Raw genomic sequence first — 14,350 nt, 5'->3', positions numbered from 1 at the left:
GCCGGAACCCGGCCCCGAGCGGGCGGGGTCGCCGGAGCGGCCCGCCCGGACCAGGACCAGGACCACGCCCGGAACCCGGCCCCGAGCGGGCGGGGTTACCGGAGCGGCCCGCCCGGACCAGGACCAGGACCCCGCCCGGAACCCGGCCCCGAGCGGGCGGGGTTGCCGGGCGAAGGGGCTCTTCAGGGGCGGGAGGGGTGCGGAGAAGGTGGTCGGTGGTGAGGGCGGTGCCGGGGCGGGGCCCTCACCGGCCGCTCAGCCGCTCACACGTCCGCGTACTTGGCGTCGGCCGCCGGGTCCAGGGCCAGCCGGTACCCCCGCTTCACCACCGTCTGGATCAGCTTCGGCGCCCCCAGGGCCGTGCGCAGCCGTGCCATCGCCGTCTCGACGGCGTGCTCGTCGCGCCCGGCCCCGGGCAGCGCCCGCAGCAGGTCGGCCCGCGGCACGACCCAGCCGGGCCGCCGCGAGAGTGCCCGCAGCAGGGACATCCCGGCCGGCGGTACGGGTTTCAGCACGCCGTCGACCAGGACCGCGTGCCCCCGGATCTCCACCCGGTGCCCGGCGACCGGCAGGGCACGTGCCCTGGCCGGCAGCTCCTGGCACAGCAGCTGCACGAGCGGCCCGAGCCGGAACCGCTCCGGCTGGACGGTGTCCACGCCGCGCGCCTGGAGCGGCAGCGCGGTGACCGGGCCGACGCAGGCCGGCACGACGTCGTGGTGGAACGCCGAGAGCAGCTCGGACAGCAGGCCGCGTTCCTCCGCCCGCGACAGCAGCGAGACCGCGGCCGGCGCACTGGTGAAGGTGACCGCGTCCACTCCGCGGGAGACGGCGGCGTCCAGGAGCCGGTCGAGCGGCGAGAGGTCCTCCGGCGGCATCCACCGGTACACCGGCACGCCCACGACCTCCGCTCCCCCGGCCCGCAGCGCCTCCACGAAGCCGGGCAGCGGCTCCCCGTGCAGCTGGACGGCGACCCGACGGCCGTCGACGCCTTCCTCCAGCAGCCGGTCGAGGACCTCCGCCATCGACTCGCTCGACGGCGACCAGTCCTCGGTGAGGCCCGCGGCACGGATGGCGCCCTTGACCTTGGGTCCGCGCGCCAGGAGCTCCACGTCCCGCAGCCGGGCCAGGAGCTGCTCGCCGAGCCCCCAGCCGTCGGCGGCCTCGACCCAGCCGCGGAAGCCGATGGCCGTGGTGGCCACGACGACGTCCGGCGCCTGGTCGAGGAGGTCCTTGGTGGCGGCGAGGAGCTCGCCGTCGTCGGCGAGCGGCACGATCCGCAGGGCGGGCGCGTGCAGTACCGCCGCCCCGCGCCGCTGGAGCAGCGCTCCGAGCTCGTCGGCCCGGCGCGCCGCGGTGACCCCCACGGTGAAACCGGCGAGGGGTCCGTACTGCTCGCCGTCCCGGCCGCCGGGCCCGTGGTCCGGTTGCTGCTGTTGCTCTTGCATCACTCTCGTCCCGCACTCGAGTCGAAGCACTTACACGTGGTGTGGTGTCACCCGCATGCCGAACGAGCCTGTCAACGGTGCGTGACAGGCTCGGTTCCGCTTCATGTCGCCAGTGTTACGTCACACCTTGGCGTAGCTGAGCTGCGACTTCGCCTCGGAGGTACCGCCGGATGCGGTGATCCGCCCCGCCGGGCGGCGAAGGTATACGGCCCAGGTGACCGCGAAGCAGGCGGCATAGAAGGCGAGGAAGGCGACGAACGCGCCGGTGCCGGAGCCGTAGGAGAGGAACGACTGCCGGAAGGCGAGGTTGATGGCGACGCCGCCGAGGGCGCCGACGGCCCCGATGAGTCCCATGGAGGCGCCGGAGAGACGACGGCCGTAGCTCGCGGCCGCCTCGCCCTCCAGGCCCAGGGCGACGGCCTTCGCCTGGAAGATGCCGGGGATCATCTTGAACGTCGACCCGTTGCCGAGCCCGCTGAGCACGAACAGCACGACGAAGACGGCGACGAAGAGCCCCAGCGACTTCTGCATGCTGGCCCAGACCAGGACGGCGGTGGCGGCGGCCATGCCGACGTAGTTGTAGAGGCTGATGCGGGCGCCGCCGTAGCGGTCGGCGAGCCAGCCGCCGAGGGGGCGGATGAGCGAGCCGAGGAGCGGGCCGATGAAGGTGAGGTAGGCGGCCTGGAGCGGGGTGCGGCCGAACTGGGTGGTCAGCACCTGCCCGAAGGCGAAGCTGTAGCCGATGAACGACCCGAACGTGCCGACGTAGAGGAAGGACATGATCCAGGTGTGGGCGTCCTTCGCGGCGTCCTTCGCGGCGCCGGTGTCGTTCTTCACGGTCGCGAGGTTGTCCATGCACAGCGCGGCGAGGGCGGCGGCGACGAAGATGAGCGGGATGTAGATCCCGAGCAGCACGCGCGGCCCGCCGCCGGCCCCGATGATGGCGAGGGTGACCAGCTGGATCACCGGCACGCCGATGTTGCCGCCGCCCGCGTTGAGCCCGAGCGCCCACCCCTTCTTGCGGAGCGGGAAGAAGGCGTTGATGTTGGTCATGGAGGAGGCGAAGTTGCCGCCGCCGATGCCCGCCAGCAGGCCGACGAGGAGGAAGGTGTCGAACGACGTCCCCGGCTTCATCACGGCGAACGCGGCGATGGTGGGCACCAGCAGCAGGCCGGCCGAGATGATCGTCCAGTTGCGCCCGCCGAAGATCGCGACGGCGAAGGTGTACGGCACCCGGACGACGGCCCCGACCAGCGTCACCACCGACGTCAGCAGGAACTTGTCCGCGGGCGTCAGCCCGTACTCCGGGCCCATGAAGAGCACCAGCACGGACCACATGGTCCAGATCGAGAAGCCGATGTGCTCGGAGACGACGGAGAAGAGGAGGTTGCGCCGGGCGATCTTCTCGCCGCCCGCCTGCCAGGCTGCCTCGTCCTCCGGGTCCCACTGCTCGATCCAGCGGCTCCCCCGCCTCGGTGAGGTCGGGGGTGCGGGGGCTGTGCTCGGGGCTGTCATGACGCCTCCACGGTGCTCCGGGGCTCGGGTGGTCCGGGGTGATGAGCGGTGATGCTTCCCGAAGGTAGGGAGGACGCGTTTCCGCCCTGTGCCCATGGGTGACCGGAAGGGAACGTTGCTCTCACCTCGGGCGGAGGCGGGGTGAGAGGTCTTGGGGCGCGGTGCGGGGGGCGGGGACGGGCCGGGCCCCGTGGGAGCGCGCTCATCCCGGACGGCGCACGCCCGACCCAGACGGCACACGCCCCACCCGGGCGGCGCACGCCCGACCCGGGCGGGTGCGCTCACCCCGGCCGCTCGCTCACCCCGGCCGCTCGCTCACCCCTGCCGCTCCTTCACCCCTGCCGCTCCCTCACGCCGGCAGGCGCGCGATGAAACCCGGTCTCGGCGCGCGATCACCCCCGACGACGCGTGGGCCCGCCGTCCGGCCACAGCCGGGGCCTGCGGCCCGCCGCGAGGTCCTCGGCCCACCCGAAGCAGAGCACGCACCCGGCCGTCAGCAGCCACACGGCCGGCAGCTGCGGCCAGGGACTCTCCAGCAGCCACGGCGCGCCCTCCTCCAGGGCGGCGATGTCCCACAGGTGGTCCCAGAGCGCCTCCGTCAGCACGATGCAGACGTTGTGCCACAGGTAGATCGTGACGGCGCGGGAGTTGAGGAGGGTGATCAGCCGGTCCCAGCGGCGCAGCCGGGGCGGCCAGCTGTGCCAGGCCGGGCTGATGTGCAGCAGGAGCAGGACGGCCGCGAAGGACCACAGGGACTGGGCGAACGGCATGTCGTCCAGGTCGTGGCCGGGCCGCAGGTCGTGGGCGAGGGCGTACCAGAGGCCCGCCGCGGCCACGGCCGGGGCGAGGGACGGCACCACGTAGCGGGGCAGGCGGCGCAGGACGCCCTCCCGGTGGGCCATGCCCAGCAGCCAGCAGGCGCCGAACGCCCCGATGTCGCTGAGGACCGCCTCCGGGCGCCAGCCCGGTACGGCCACCAGACCGGACTCCAGCACCGCCGACAGCGCGAGGGGCGCCAGGACCGTCGGCCAGGGCAGCCTGCGCAGGGCGCGCAGCAGCAGCGGGGAGAGCAGGACGAACCAGAGGTAGGCGCGCAGGTACCACAGGGGCACGCCCACGGCCACCGCCCAGTCGTCGGCGACCAGGCCGGGGACACCGGGCAGGCCCTCGCCGTAGGGCGGATCGCTCAGCGGGAGGATCCAGAAGGCGAGGTGGAACCACCACCAGCCGGGGTGCCCCTCCGCGTCGGGGCCCCAGCCGCCGAGGAGCATGCCCGACACGCCGACCGCGCCCAGCAGCCACAGCGGTGGCAGCAGGCGGCGCAGCCGGCCCCGGACGACGTCCACGGCCGGGCGCCTGGCCAGTGAACGGGCCGTCAGGCTGCCGGCCAGGGCGAACATCACGCCCATGGACGGGAAGACGACCGGCAGCCACGCCCAGCCCATCAGGTGGTAGAAGACCACGCGGAAGAGGGCGACGGCGCGCAGGAGGTCGAAGTAGCGGTCGCGGGACGGCCGGGCGCCGCCACCACCCGGCCCGGCCGCCGGGTCGGCCGGTGACCCGATCGGCGGGTCGGCCGGTGACACGGCGGGTGGGTCGGCCGGCGACCCGGCGGGCTGGTCGGCCGGCGGGTCGGTCCGCAGGGGTGCCGTGGGTTCCGTCACCGGGGGTTCGGACGGCCTGGTGTTCATCGGACCGCGCCCCCTTCCCCGGCCACCGCGCCCGGCGGCGCCGCCACCTGCCCCTTCCGGCGCAGTTTCTGCCAGCGCAGCCGGCCGCCGGTGAGCGCCGTGATCCACGACTGGAGCAGGACGATGTACATCAGCTGGCGGTAGAGCAGCTGCTGCAACGGCAGGGAGATCAACGGGGTGAGGCGTTCCTTGTCGAGGACGAACGCGTACGCCGCGCAGGCCGCCTGGACCGCGAGGACGCCGAACCAGGCCGCGACCGTCCTGCCCGTCGGGCCGAACAGCAGGCCGTAGACGAGGAAGAGGTCGATGAGCGGGGCCAGCAGCGGGGCGACCACCATGAACAGGGAGACCAGCGGCAGGCCGACGCGGCCGAAGCGGCCCGACGGGCCGCGGTCCACCAGGGCGCGGCGGTGCTTCCAGATCGCCTGCATGGTGCCGTAGCACCAGCGGTAGCGCTGGGACCACAGCTGCTGCACCGACTCGGGGGCCTCGGTCCAGGCACGGGCCTTCTCGGCGTACACCACCTTCCAGCCGTCGCGGTGCAGGGCCATGGTGATGTCGGTGTCCTCGGCGAGGGTGTCGTCGCTCATGCCGCCGACGCGCTCCAGCGCCGAGCGGCGGAACGCCCCGACCGCGCCGGGGATGGTCGGCATGCAGCGCAGGACGTCGTACATGCGGCGGTCCAGGTTGAAGCCCATCACGTACTCGATGTGCTGCCAGGCGCCGATGAGGGTGTCCTTGTTGCCGACCTTGGCGTTGCCGGCGACCGCGCCGACCTCAGGGTCGGCGAAGGGCTGGACCAGTTCGCGGACGGTGGACGGTTCGAAGACGGTGTCGCCGTCCATCATGACGATGAGGTCGTGCCGGGCGTTGGCGATGCCCCGGTTGAGGGCGGCGGGTTTGCCCGCGTTGAGCTGGCGGACGACCCGGACGCCGGGCAGGTCCAGTTCCTCGACGATGCGGGCGGTGCCGTCCGACGAGCCGTCGTCGACGACCAGGATCTCGACGGGGTGGTCGCCGCGCACCAGGGAACGCACCGTGTTCTCGATGCACTTGGCCTCGTTGTACGCCGGGACCAGCACCGACACCGGTTCGGTGACCGGCGCGTCGGGGCCCCAGGCGAAGTCGCGCCGGCGGGTGCGGCGGGTGTGCAGGCCGGACAGCAGCAGCATCAGGCCGAAGCGGGCGAAGACGAGGAAGCCGATGACGGCCAGGCCCACGACGAGGACGCCGGTGAGGTCGTCGGCGGCCTCGACCAGGGCGGTCCAGGCGCGGCCCTTCCACAGCTCGAGACCGGTGACCTCGGTGTGCGCGCTGGGGGCGTTCAGGGCCTCGGTGAGGTTCTCGAACGCGTAGCCCCGGCGCTGGAGTTCGGGCAGGTAGGTGTCGAGCGCCCGGACCGTCTGGCCGCGGTCGCCGCCGGAGTCGTGCATGAGGACGATGGCGCCCCTGCCGTCCTCGGGCGTGGAGTTGCGGGCGATCCGCGCGGCGCCCGGCCGGCGCCAGTCCTCGCTGTCGAGGCCGGTGAGGACCGTGAGGTAGCCGCGGCTGCCGACGTACTCGGTGACCGGCCAGGAGGCGTTGTCCAGGGCGGAGGCGCCGGAGGAGTACGGCGGGCGGAAGAGGGAGGTGCGGATGCCGGCGGCGCCCGCGAGGGCGAGCTGGTTCTGGGTCAGCTCCCAGTCGATGCGTTTCTTCGACTGGTAGGAGAGGTCGGGGTGGTTGAAGGTGTGCAGGCCGATCTCGTGGCCCTCGTCCACCATGCGCCGGACGAGGTCGGGGTGGCGGCTGGCCATGGTGCCGGTGATGAAGAAGACGGCGTGCGCGTCGTACTTCTTCAGGACGTCCAGGACCTTCGGGGTCCAGCGCGGGTCGGGGCCGTCGTCGAAGGTGAGGACGATCCGGCCGTCCGGCACGTCCATGCTGGTGGCCTGTCCGCCGCGGGTGTCGACGACGGGGCCGCCGTCCAGGATCGGGCGCGGCACCCGGTCGGCGGCGGCGTCGGGGCGGACCCGGTGGTCGGCGAGGACCTCGCTGTGGACGTACCCGCGCAGCATCAGCATCGCCATCATCGCCATGAGCACGAGCAGGGGGAGCAGGTGCCGCAGGCGTAATGGCTGGAGCAGCCGCCGGCGGACGGTCCCGCGGGCCTCGCCGGGAGCCCGGTCCGGGGCCCGGCCGGTTGTCCGGCGCCCCGGCGACCGTCGGCGGCCGGGCGGTCCGCCGGGCCGCCCGGCGGACCGCCCCGCGATTCGCCCGGTGGAACGGCGGCCGTGCGGGCGCGGCTCGGAGCACTCGGCCTCGGCGCTGTCACCGGGTGAGGGATGAGCGGACTGACCGGTGGGTGAGGGTCGGGCGGACTGACCGGCGGGGCGCCGGGGCGCGCGCCGGTTGGTGCGTGGGGACATGAGAGGACGTTCTTTCGGGGAAATCGGGGATTTCGGGATCGCGGGACAGCGGGACAGCGGGACAGCGGGATGACGGCATCGCGGGATGACGGGATGACGGCATCGCAGGATGACGGGATGACGGGATCGCCGGATGACGGGATCGCGGGATGACGGGATCGCGGGGATCACCGGGGCCGGAGGCACCGGGCGACACCCGGACCTCAGGGATCTCAGCGTCCCGGCAGCCCGGAGACGGCCGTCAGACCGCCGGCCCCTCGGCTCCTCCGGCCGGTGACGGTGAGGAGGCGGGTGAGGGTTCGGTACTGACCGAGGGCGACGGGTCCGGTGGCGGGGACGCGGCCGGGCTGCTCGGCACCGGGGCGGCCGGGCTCTCGCTGCCGGCCGCCGGGCTCGGCCGGGCGGAGGCGCTCGGCGCGGGCCGCGGCGGTACGGCGGCCGCCGACGCGCTCGGCGCCACCGCACCGCCCGACGCCCTCGGCGCCGCGCTCGCCGCTCCCGGCACCACCGCGGCGGGCCCGGAGGCGGTGACGCCCGGACGGCCGGGCGCGGCGAAGCCCGGCGAGGCCGGGTCCGCCGTCGACGCGCTGGGCGCCGGGGAGGTGTCGACCCGGCCGGCCGGCTCGTCGTCCTTCTGCCCCGGCACCGGCAGCCAGGGCGCGCCGGCGTTGCCCGACAGGAGGGTGGCGACGATGACGACGGCGTAGGCCGCGCAGGCCAGCCCGACGAGGATGCCGATCCGGCGGAAGGTACGGCCGCGGCGGCCGGACTCGTCGACGAACACGGGCGCGTCAGACGCCTCCGGGCCGTCGCCGCGCGCGCCCGGGACCCGGTGCGGGGAGTCGAGCTGGACGGTCACCTCGTCGGGGTCGTGGTCCTGCCCGCCCTCCCCGGTCACCGCGGCGGGCAGCCCGTCCGGGAGGCCGGCGAAGCCCTCCGCCCAGGGATCCCGAAGGCCTCCGCCCAACCGTTCGTTTTCGGAAAAGTCGTTCGAGGTCGCCGCGCGACCGGTTCGCGGCGTTACGTCCGCCGATGCCCCCCGGCCGCCGCCGGACGACCCCGCGGCCGACACCGAGGGCGGCGACGGCGACAACGACGGCGACAGCGACGGCGGACCCGGGGTGTCCGCCCCCGGGACGCCCGTCGAGGAACGCTTCGCGACCTCGGTGAACGCCTGGGTGTTGCCCTCCATGACCGGTACGTTTCCGGTCGGCGATGCCGCCTCCGGCCACTCCGGTTGGGCATCTTCCCGCCAATTCTTCACGTGCGTGTTTCCCCCCACGGGACACCAGGGGTGAGGAACGGATGCGCCTGTGGCGACGTGGCAGATGTCGGCGGCACCGGGCCCCCACCCGGTCCGCGCGCCCCCGTTCACCCCTTCTTGCTCAGGCCGCCGAATCTAGCGCAGGCGCTCCACCCGCACGCACGATGTCCTATTTATCCGATGAAGTCATGTTCATGTCTATGGCTGGAATCCATCCCTTGACAGGGCGCTCCAGCCACGACTCGGCGAACCCGAGTTCGACCGCCGCGCGGCGCAGTGCGTCGAGGGCCGGATGGACCAGCCCCTTTCGCCACACCAGCGACACGGCGGAGAGCGGGACCGGGTCGACGAGCGGCCGCAGCACCGTTCCAGGCATGGCCGGAAATCCCACGACCACAAGGATCGGAACGGCATCTTTCGCCATGATGCGCTGGAATTCCTCGACCCCGACGACCAGCGGGGCGGCCGGGGCGATCTCGACGCCGAACCCCTCGAACAGCAGCCGGGCCAGGTCGGTCCACTCCGGCGTCCGCCAGTTGCCGGCGCCCGCGTACACCCGCTCCCCCGCCAGCGCGCCCAACGGCACCTCCGCCGACGCGGCCAGCCGGTGCCCCTCGGGCAGCAGGACCGCCATCGGCTCGTACCGCACGAGCTGGTGCTCCAACTGGGCCCGCAGCGCCGCGTCCAGGCCCGCGAACCGGCCGAACGACGCGTCCAGCCGTCCCGCGACGATCTCGACGGCGGCACCGGTCAGGCCGCTCTCGTAGCGGGCCATCAGCTCCTGCTCGGGGGCGAGTTCACGGGCCCGGTACAGCACCCGGCGCCCGGTCTCCAGCCCCGGGGAGTTCAGGTCGACCAGCAGGGGGCGGGCCTGCCGGAAGGCCGCGAGCAGGTCGTCCTGGGCCTGGAGCACCCGGCGCGCGTGCGGCACCAGCCGTTCCCCGTCCGGGGTGAGCGTCACCTGCCGGGTGGTCCGCACGAACAGTTCGGTGCCCAGCTCGCGCTCCAGCCGCCGCACGTCACGGCTGAGCGCCTGCTGGGCGACGTACAGCCGGGCCGCGGCGCGCGTGAAGTGGAGTTCCTCGGCGACGGCGAGGAAGGAGCGCAGGAGCCGGGGGTCGAGGTGAGCGGGCATCCGGCGAACTTACAACGCGAGTGCGTGAATCGGTACGGAGAAGGTGTTGGACCCCCGGACCGGCGGCGGGCGACGGTGGAACCATGCCGCCCCTGCCGCAGCCCGGCCCCGACCGGGCCCTCACCGGCGCCCGCCCTGCCGACGCCCGCCTTGCCAACGGCCGCCCTGCCGACGCCCACCCTGCCGACGCCCACCCTGCCGACGCCCACCCTGCCGACGCCCGCCTTGCCGACACCCACCCCACCGACACCCACCCTGCCAACGGCCGCCCTGCCGACACCCACCCCACCGACACCCACCCTGCCGACGCCCACCCCACCGGCGCCCGCCCTGCCGACGCCCACCCCACCGGCGGCCGGTCCCCGGCCCGGCGGCCCCGGACGCCCGGTACCTACCGGCACCTCCTCGCCGTCCCCGGCGCCCGCGCCTTCACCGCGGGCAACCTCCTCGCGCGGCTGCCCATGGGCATGTTCAGCGTGAGCGCGGTCGTGATGATCGCCGGCACGCGCGGCTCGTACGCCCTCGCCGGCGCCGTCACCGCGACCGGGCTCGCCGCGACCGCGCTGGTCGGGCCGTGGACCGCCCGGCTCGTCGACCGGTACGGGCAGGCCCGGATCGCCGTGCCCGCCACGCTGTTCGCGGCGCTCGGCAGCCTCGCGCTGGTGCTGTGCGTCCGCCGCGGCGCCCCGGACTGGACGCTGTTCGCCTCCTACGCGGCCACCGCGACGACACCCAACACCGGCGGCATGTCCCGCGCCCGCTGGGCCCACCTGCTCAAGGACGTCCCGTCGGGCGGCGCCGCCCTGCACACCGCGAACTCCTTCGAACAGGCCGTGGACGAGCTGTGCTTCATGCTGGGCCCGGTCCTCGCGGCCTTCCTGTGCGGCACGTTCTTCCCCGAGGCCGGCACGCTCGTCGGCGTGGTGCTGCTGGTGACCGGCGTCCTGCTCTTCGCCGCCCAGCGCTCCACCGAGCCGCCCCCGCATCCCCGTACACAGGCCGGATCGCCGCTGCGCAGCCCCGGCATCCCCGCGCTGCTCGCCGTCTGCCTGGCGCTGGGCGCCGTGTTCGGGGCGACGGAGGTCGTCACGATCGCGTTCGCGGACGCGCGCGGACACGCCACCGCGGCCGGCGCCGTCCTGGCGCTCCAGGCGGCCGGTTCGTGCGCGGCCGGGCTGGTGTACGGGGCGGTGCACCCGTCCGGGCCAGCCGCCCGGCGCCACCCGTGGACCGTGGCCGCGATGACCGCGCTGCTCACCCTCCCGCTGCTCGCGGCGACCGCCGTCGGCTCGCTCCCGCCGCTGGCGGCCGCCCTGCTCGTCGCGGGCATGGCCACCGCGCCCACGATGGTCACCACCATGACCCTCGTGCAGGAGCGCACCCCCGAGGGCCGCCTCAACGAGGGCATCACCCTGGCCGTGACCGGTCTGCTGGGCGGCATCGCCTGCGGCAGCGCGGCCGGCGGGTGGATCGTCGAACACGTCTCCCCGACCGCCGGATTCGCCGTGCCGGTGACGGCGGCCGCGACGGCCCTGCTGCTCTCCCTCGCCCCGGTCGCCCCGCGCGCCGGAACGGACCGTTCCCGTCCACACCATTGACGCGAGCACAACAGCCGCCTACCTTCGCCCGTCGAAGCGCTTCGACGTCACGCATCGAAACGGTTCGACGCGACCGTCCGACGCACACCGCGTGACGACCGTTCCTGCCCGAAGAACCTGCCCGAAGAACCATCCGGCTCCCCTGGAGGCACAGGATGTGGACGGCACGAAGGCGTGGGAAGGCGACAGCGGCCGTGGCCCTTGCGGGGGCCCTGCTCCTGGCCTCCTGCGGAGGATCGGGCGACGGCGGCTCCGCCGACGCCCACACCCTGCGACTGTGGCACTACGAGGCTCCGAACAGCGCGATGGGCGTGGCCTGGGCGGAGGCCGTGAAGGAGTTCGAGGCCCAGCACCCGGGCGTGAAGGTCGAGTTCGAGGAGAAGAGCTTCGAACAGATCCAGAAGACCGCCCCGATGGTCCTGAACTCCTCCGACGCGCCCGACCTCATGGAGTACAACAAGGGCAACGCGACGACGGGCCTGCTCTCCCAGCAGGGCCTGCTCACGGACCTGTCCGCCGAGGTGTCCGAGCGCGGCTGGGACAAGCTCATCGGCCCCGGCGTGCGCACCACCAGCCAGTACGACGCCGACGGCGTGATGGGCTCCGGCAGGTGGTACGGCGTGCCGAACTACGCCGAGTACACGATGGTCTACTTCAACCAGGACCTGTTCGCGAAGTACGGGCTGGGCGAGCCGAAGACGTTCGACGACCTGGTCGCGGCGATGGACACGTTCGTCGGGAACGGCATCACCCCGCTCGCCAACTCCGGCGCCGAGTACCTCGCCCACCAGTACCTGTACCAGCTCGCCCTGTCCAAGGCCGACCGCGCCTGGGTGGACGCGTACGAGCTGTACCGGGGGAAGACCGACTTCCACGACGCGGCCTGGACGTACGCCGCCGAGACCTTCGCCGACTGGGTGGAGAAGGGGTACATCGGCAAGAACTCCACCAGCGTCAAGGCCGAGGAGGCCGGCGTCTCCTTCCTCCAGGGCAAGGCGCCGATCCTGTTCTCCGGCAGCTGGTGGTACGGCCGCTTCCAGGACGAGGCGACGTTCGACTGGGGCACCACCCTGTGGCCCGGCTCGGACCTCACCCTCGGCTCCGGCGGCAACCTCTGGGTCGTGCCCAAGAGCGCCGCGAACAAGGAGCTGGCCTACGACTTCATCGACATCACCCTGTCGAAGAAGATCCAGAACCTGCTCGGCAACAAGGGCGGCGTCCCGGTGGCGGCGGACACCTCCGCCATCACCGACCCGAAGGCCGAGAAGCTCATCGCCGACTTCACCACCCTGTCCGACCGGGACGGCCTGGCCTTCTACCCCGACTGGCCGGTGGCCGGCTTCTACGACGTCCTGGTCTCCGAGACGCAGAAGCTGATCACCGGCAGCGAGGAACCGGACGCCTACCTGGACGCGTTGCAGGAGGCGTACGACAAGGGCGTACCGCAGCGATGAGGGGGCGTGGCGCCCGCGGCTCCTACGCCCTGTTCCTCCTCCCCGGTGTCCTGGCCTTCCTCGCCGTGATCGTCGTCCCGTTCCTGATGAACACGGGGGTGAGCTTCACCGACTGGCAGGGGGTGGGCAGCCCGTCGTGGTCGGGGCTCGACAACTACCGGGAGCTGTTCGACGACGCGGACTTCTGGGAGTCGTTCCGGCACAGCCTCTTCATGGTCGTCGCCATGGCGGCCGTGCCCACGGCGATCGGGCTGGTCCTCGCGGCCGCCCTGTTCGACCACGTGGGCCGGCACTTCGGCTCCCGGATCACCGCCGTCCTGCGCGCCTGCTTCTACCTCCCCCAGGTGCTGCCGATCGCGGTCGCGGGGATCGTCTGGAGCTGGATCCTCGCCCCCGACGGCGGCGCCCTGAACGAGTTCCTGGAGGCGATCGGGCTCGGCGGCCGGCAGCGGGACTGGCTGGGCGATCCCGACCTCGCGCTGTACAGCGTGATGGGCGTGATGGTGTGGGTGCAGCTCGGCTTCCCGCTGGTGGTCTTCCTGGCCGGTCTGCAACGCGTCGACCCCCAGCTGCACGAGGCGGCCGAACTGGACGGCGCCGGCTGGTGGCGCCGCTTCCGGCACATCACCCTGCCGCAGCTCCGCCCGGAGATCCACGTCGTCCTGACCTGGTGCACGATCGCCGCGCTGAAGGTGTTCGGCGCGGTGTACGTCCTGACGAAGGGCGGACCCGGCGGCGCGACGAACGTGCCCTCCTACTTCTCGTTCACCACCTTCTTCGAGAAGACCCAGGTCGGCTACGGCGCCGCGATCTCCACGGTGCTGACCCTGATCATCCTGGCCCTGTCCCTGCTCGGCCTGACCCTCCAGACGCGCGCCGAAGACGCCGAGGAAGGGGCACGCGCATGACGACGCGCACACGCAAGACGACAGGCACGCGCATGACGACGGGCACACGTACGACGACGGGCACGCGTACGCCGACGGCCCTCCGCCGCCGCCCGGACCGGGTGACGACGGCCCTCCGCCGTTACCCGGTCCTGATCGCCCTCTGTCTGGCCGCGCTCTTCATGGTGGTCCCCTTCCTGATCGTCGCGGTGAACGCGGTCAAGCCCCCCGCGGAGTACGCGCGGAGCGGCCCGCTGAGCCTGCCCGACGGCCTCTACCTCGACGGCCTGGGGGACTTCTGGGAGCGGGTGGACTACAGCCGGAAGCTGTTCAACTCGTTCCTGATCAGCGGCGCGGTGGCGGTGCTGGCGGTGGTCCTGTCGGTCCTGAACGCGTACGCGATCGGCATCGGCCGGATCAGGGGCCGCACCTGGGTGCTGGCCTTCTTCGTCCTGGCGACCATGCTGCCGCAGGAGGCGCTGGTCTACCCCGTCTACCACCTGAGCAAGCAGGCGGGCCTGTACGACACCCGGCTGAGCGTGATCATCGTCTTCACGGTGCTCCAGGCGGCCTTCGGCACGTATCTGCTGTCGTCGGTGCTGCGCGAGTTCCCCCGCGAGATCATCGAGGCCGCCCGCATCGACGGCGCGAACACCTGGCAGGTGCTGTGGCGGGTCGTCGTCCCGGTCAGCCGGCCCACCCTCGGTGTGCTCCTGGTCCTCTTCTTCGTCTGGACCTGGAACGAGTTCCTGCTCCCGCTGGTCATGCTGGTCTCCAACGACAACCAGACCGTGTCGGTGGCCCTCGGCGTCCTCCAGGGCCAGCGGCTGATGGACGCCACGATGACCAACGCGGCCGCCCTGCTCGGCGTGCTCCCGGCCCTCGTCTTCTTCCTCCTCTTCCAGCGGACGCTCACCCGCGGCATCGCCGTCGGCGCCGTGAAGTAAGGACCC

10 protein-coding genes are annotated in these 14,350 nt (G+C 73.1%); 4 read left to right on the top strand and 6 right to left on the bottom strand.

Annotation, left to right across the window (positions count from 1 at the left end; all coding sequences use genetic code 11):
- Window positions 1-263: 263 nt before the first annotated feature.
- The 6 genes from ACIP67_RS06495 to ACIP67_RS06470 form a co-directional block, all read right to left on the bottom strand.
- The gene (locus tag ACIP67_RS06495) at window positions 264-1,445 is read right to left on the bottom strand and encodes a uroporphyrinogen-III synthase (RefSeq protein ID WP_401688290.1); all 1,182 of its coding nucleotides are present in this window, start codon (window positions 1,443-1,445) and stop codon (window positions 264-266) included.
- Between the two features lie 120 nt (window positions 1,446-1,565).
- Window positions 1,566-2,960: a nitrate/nitrite transporter gene (locus ACIP67_RS06490; protein WP_401688287.1), complete on the bottom strand. Its 1,395-nt coding sequence runs from the start codon at window positions 2,958-2,960 to the stop codon at window positions 1,566-1,568.
- A 392-nt stretch (window positions 2,961-3,352) separates the two neighbouring features.
- Window positions 3,353-4,651: an acyltransferase family protein gene (locus ACIP67_RS06485; protein ID WP_401688284.1), complete on the bottom strand. Its 1,299-nt coding sequence runs from the start codon at window positions 4,649-4,651 to the stop codon at window positions 3,353-3,355.
- On the bottom strand, window positions 4,648-6,729 hold the full coding sequence (locus ACIP67_RS06480; protein WP_401688281.1) for a bifunctional polysaccharide deacetylase/glycosyltransferase family 2 protein: 2,082 nt from the start codon (window positions 6,727-6,729) through the stop codon (window positions 4,648-4,650). The genes ACIP67_RS06485 and ACIP67_RS06480 overlap by 4 nt, the downstream gene beginning before the upstream one ends.
- 571 nt (window positions 6,730-7,300) lie before the next feature.
- Window positions 7,301-8,026: a hypothetical protein gene (locus ACIP67_RS06475; protein ID WP_401688278.1), complete on the bottom strand. Its 726-nt coding sequence runs from the start codon at window positions 8,024-8,026 to the stop codon at window positions 7,301-7,303.
- 466 nt (window positions 8,027-8,492) lie between these two features.
- A complete protein-coding gene (locus ACIP67_RS06470) occupies window positions 8,493-9,458 on the bottom strand; it encodes a LysR family transcriptional regulator (RefSeq protein ID WP_401688276.1) in 966 nt (321 codons plus the stop codon).
- An 83-nt stretch (window positions 9,459-9,541) separates the two neighbouring features.
- Between ACIP67_RS06470 and ACIP67_RS06465 the strand changes: the two genes are divergently transcribed.
- The 4 genes from ACIP67_RS06465 to ACIP67_RS06450 all read left to right on the top strand — a co-directional run bounded on the left by ACIP67_RS06465 (window position 9,542) and on the right by ACIP67_RS06450 (window position 14,344).
- Window positions 9,542-11,056 (top strand): MFS transporter, encoded by a 1,515-nt coding sequence (locus tag ACIP67_RS06465; RefSeq protein WP_401688273.1) that lies wholly within the window; start codon window positions 9,542-9,544, stop codon window positions 11,054-11,056.
- A gap of 155 nt (window positions 11,057-11,211) precedes the next feature.
- Complete coding sequence (locus ACIP67_RS06460) at window positions 11,212-12,510, top strand: extracellular solute-binding protein (RefSeq protein WP_401688270.1); 1,299 nt, start codon at window positions 11,212-11,214, stop codon at window positions 12,508-12,510.
- Complete coding sequence (locus tag ACIP67_RS06455; RefSeq protein WP_401688267.1) at window positions 12,507-13,418, top strand: carbohydrate ABC transporter permease; 912 nt, start codon at window positions 12,507-12,509, stop codon at window positions 13,416-13,418. The genes ACIP67_RS06460 and ACIP67_RS06455 overlap by 4 nt, the downstream gene beginning before the upstream one ends.
- A gap of 101 nt (window positions 13,419-13,519) precedes the next feature.
- A complete protein-coding gene (locus ACIP67_RS06450) occupies window positions 13,520-14,344 on the top strand; it encodes a carbohydrate ABC transporter permease (protein ID WP_401689241.1) in 825 nt (274 codons plus the stop codon).
- Window positions 14,345-14,350 lie beyond the last annotated feature (6 nt).

Source organism: Streptomyces sp. NPDC088812, from assembly GCF_044750285.1.
In the GTDB taxonomy this organism is placed as follows: domain Bacteria; phylum Actinomycetota; class Actinomycetes; order Streptomycetales; family Streptomycetaceae; genus Streptomyces.
Note: the sequence above shows the minus strand (reverse complement) of the source record. Positions and strands in the feature narration are given on the sequence as shown.

Excerpts from the sequence above, each read along its gene's own strand:
- ACIP67_RS06495 (WP_401688290.1), bottom strand. The coding sequence starts at position 1,445 with ATGCAAGAGCAACAGCAGCAACCGGACCACGGGCCCGGCGGCCGGGAC.
- ACIP67_RS06490 (WP_401688287.1), bottom strand. The coding sequence starts at position 2,960 with ATGACAGCCCCGAGCACAGCCCCCGCACCCCCGACCTCACCGAGGCGG.
- ACIP67_RS06485 (WP_401688284.1), bottom strand. The coding sequence starts at position 4,651 with ATGAACACCAGGCCGTCCGAACCCCCGGTGACGGAACCCACGGCACCC.
- ACIP67_RS06480 (WP_401688281.1), bottom strand. The coding sequence starts at position 6,729 with ATGGCGATGATGGCGATGCTGATGCTGCGCGGGTACGTCCACAGCGAG.
- ACIP67_RS06470 (WP_401688276.1), bottom strand. The coding sequence starts at position 9,458 with ATGCCCGCTCACCTCGACCCCCGGCTCCTGCGCTCCTTCCTCGCCGTC.
- ACIP67_RS06465 (WP_401688273.1), top strand. The coding sequence starts at position 9,542 with ATGCCGCCCCTGCCGCAGCCCGGCCCCGACCGGGCCCTCACCGGCGCC.
- ACIP67_RS06460 (WP_401688270.1), top strand. The coding sequence starts at position 11,212 with ATGTGGACGGCACGAAGGCGTGGGAAGGCGACAGCGGCCGTGGCCCTT.
- ACIP67_RS06455 (WP_401688267.1), top strand. The coding sequence starts at position 12,507 with ATGAGGGGGCGTGGCGCCCGCGGCTCCTACGCCCTGTTCCTCCTCCCC.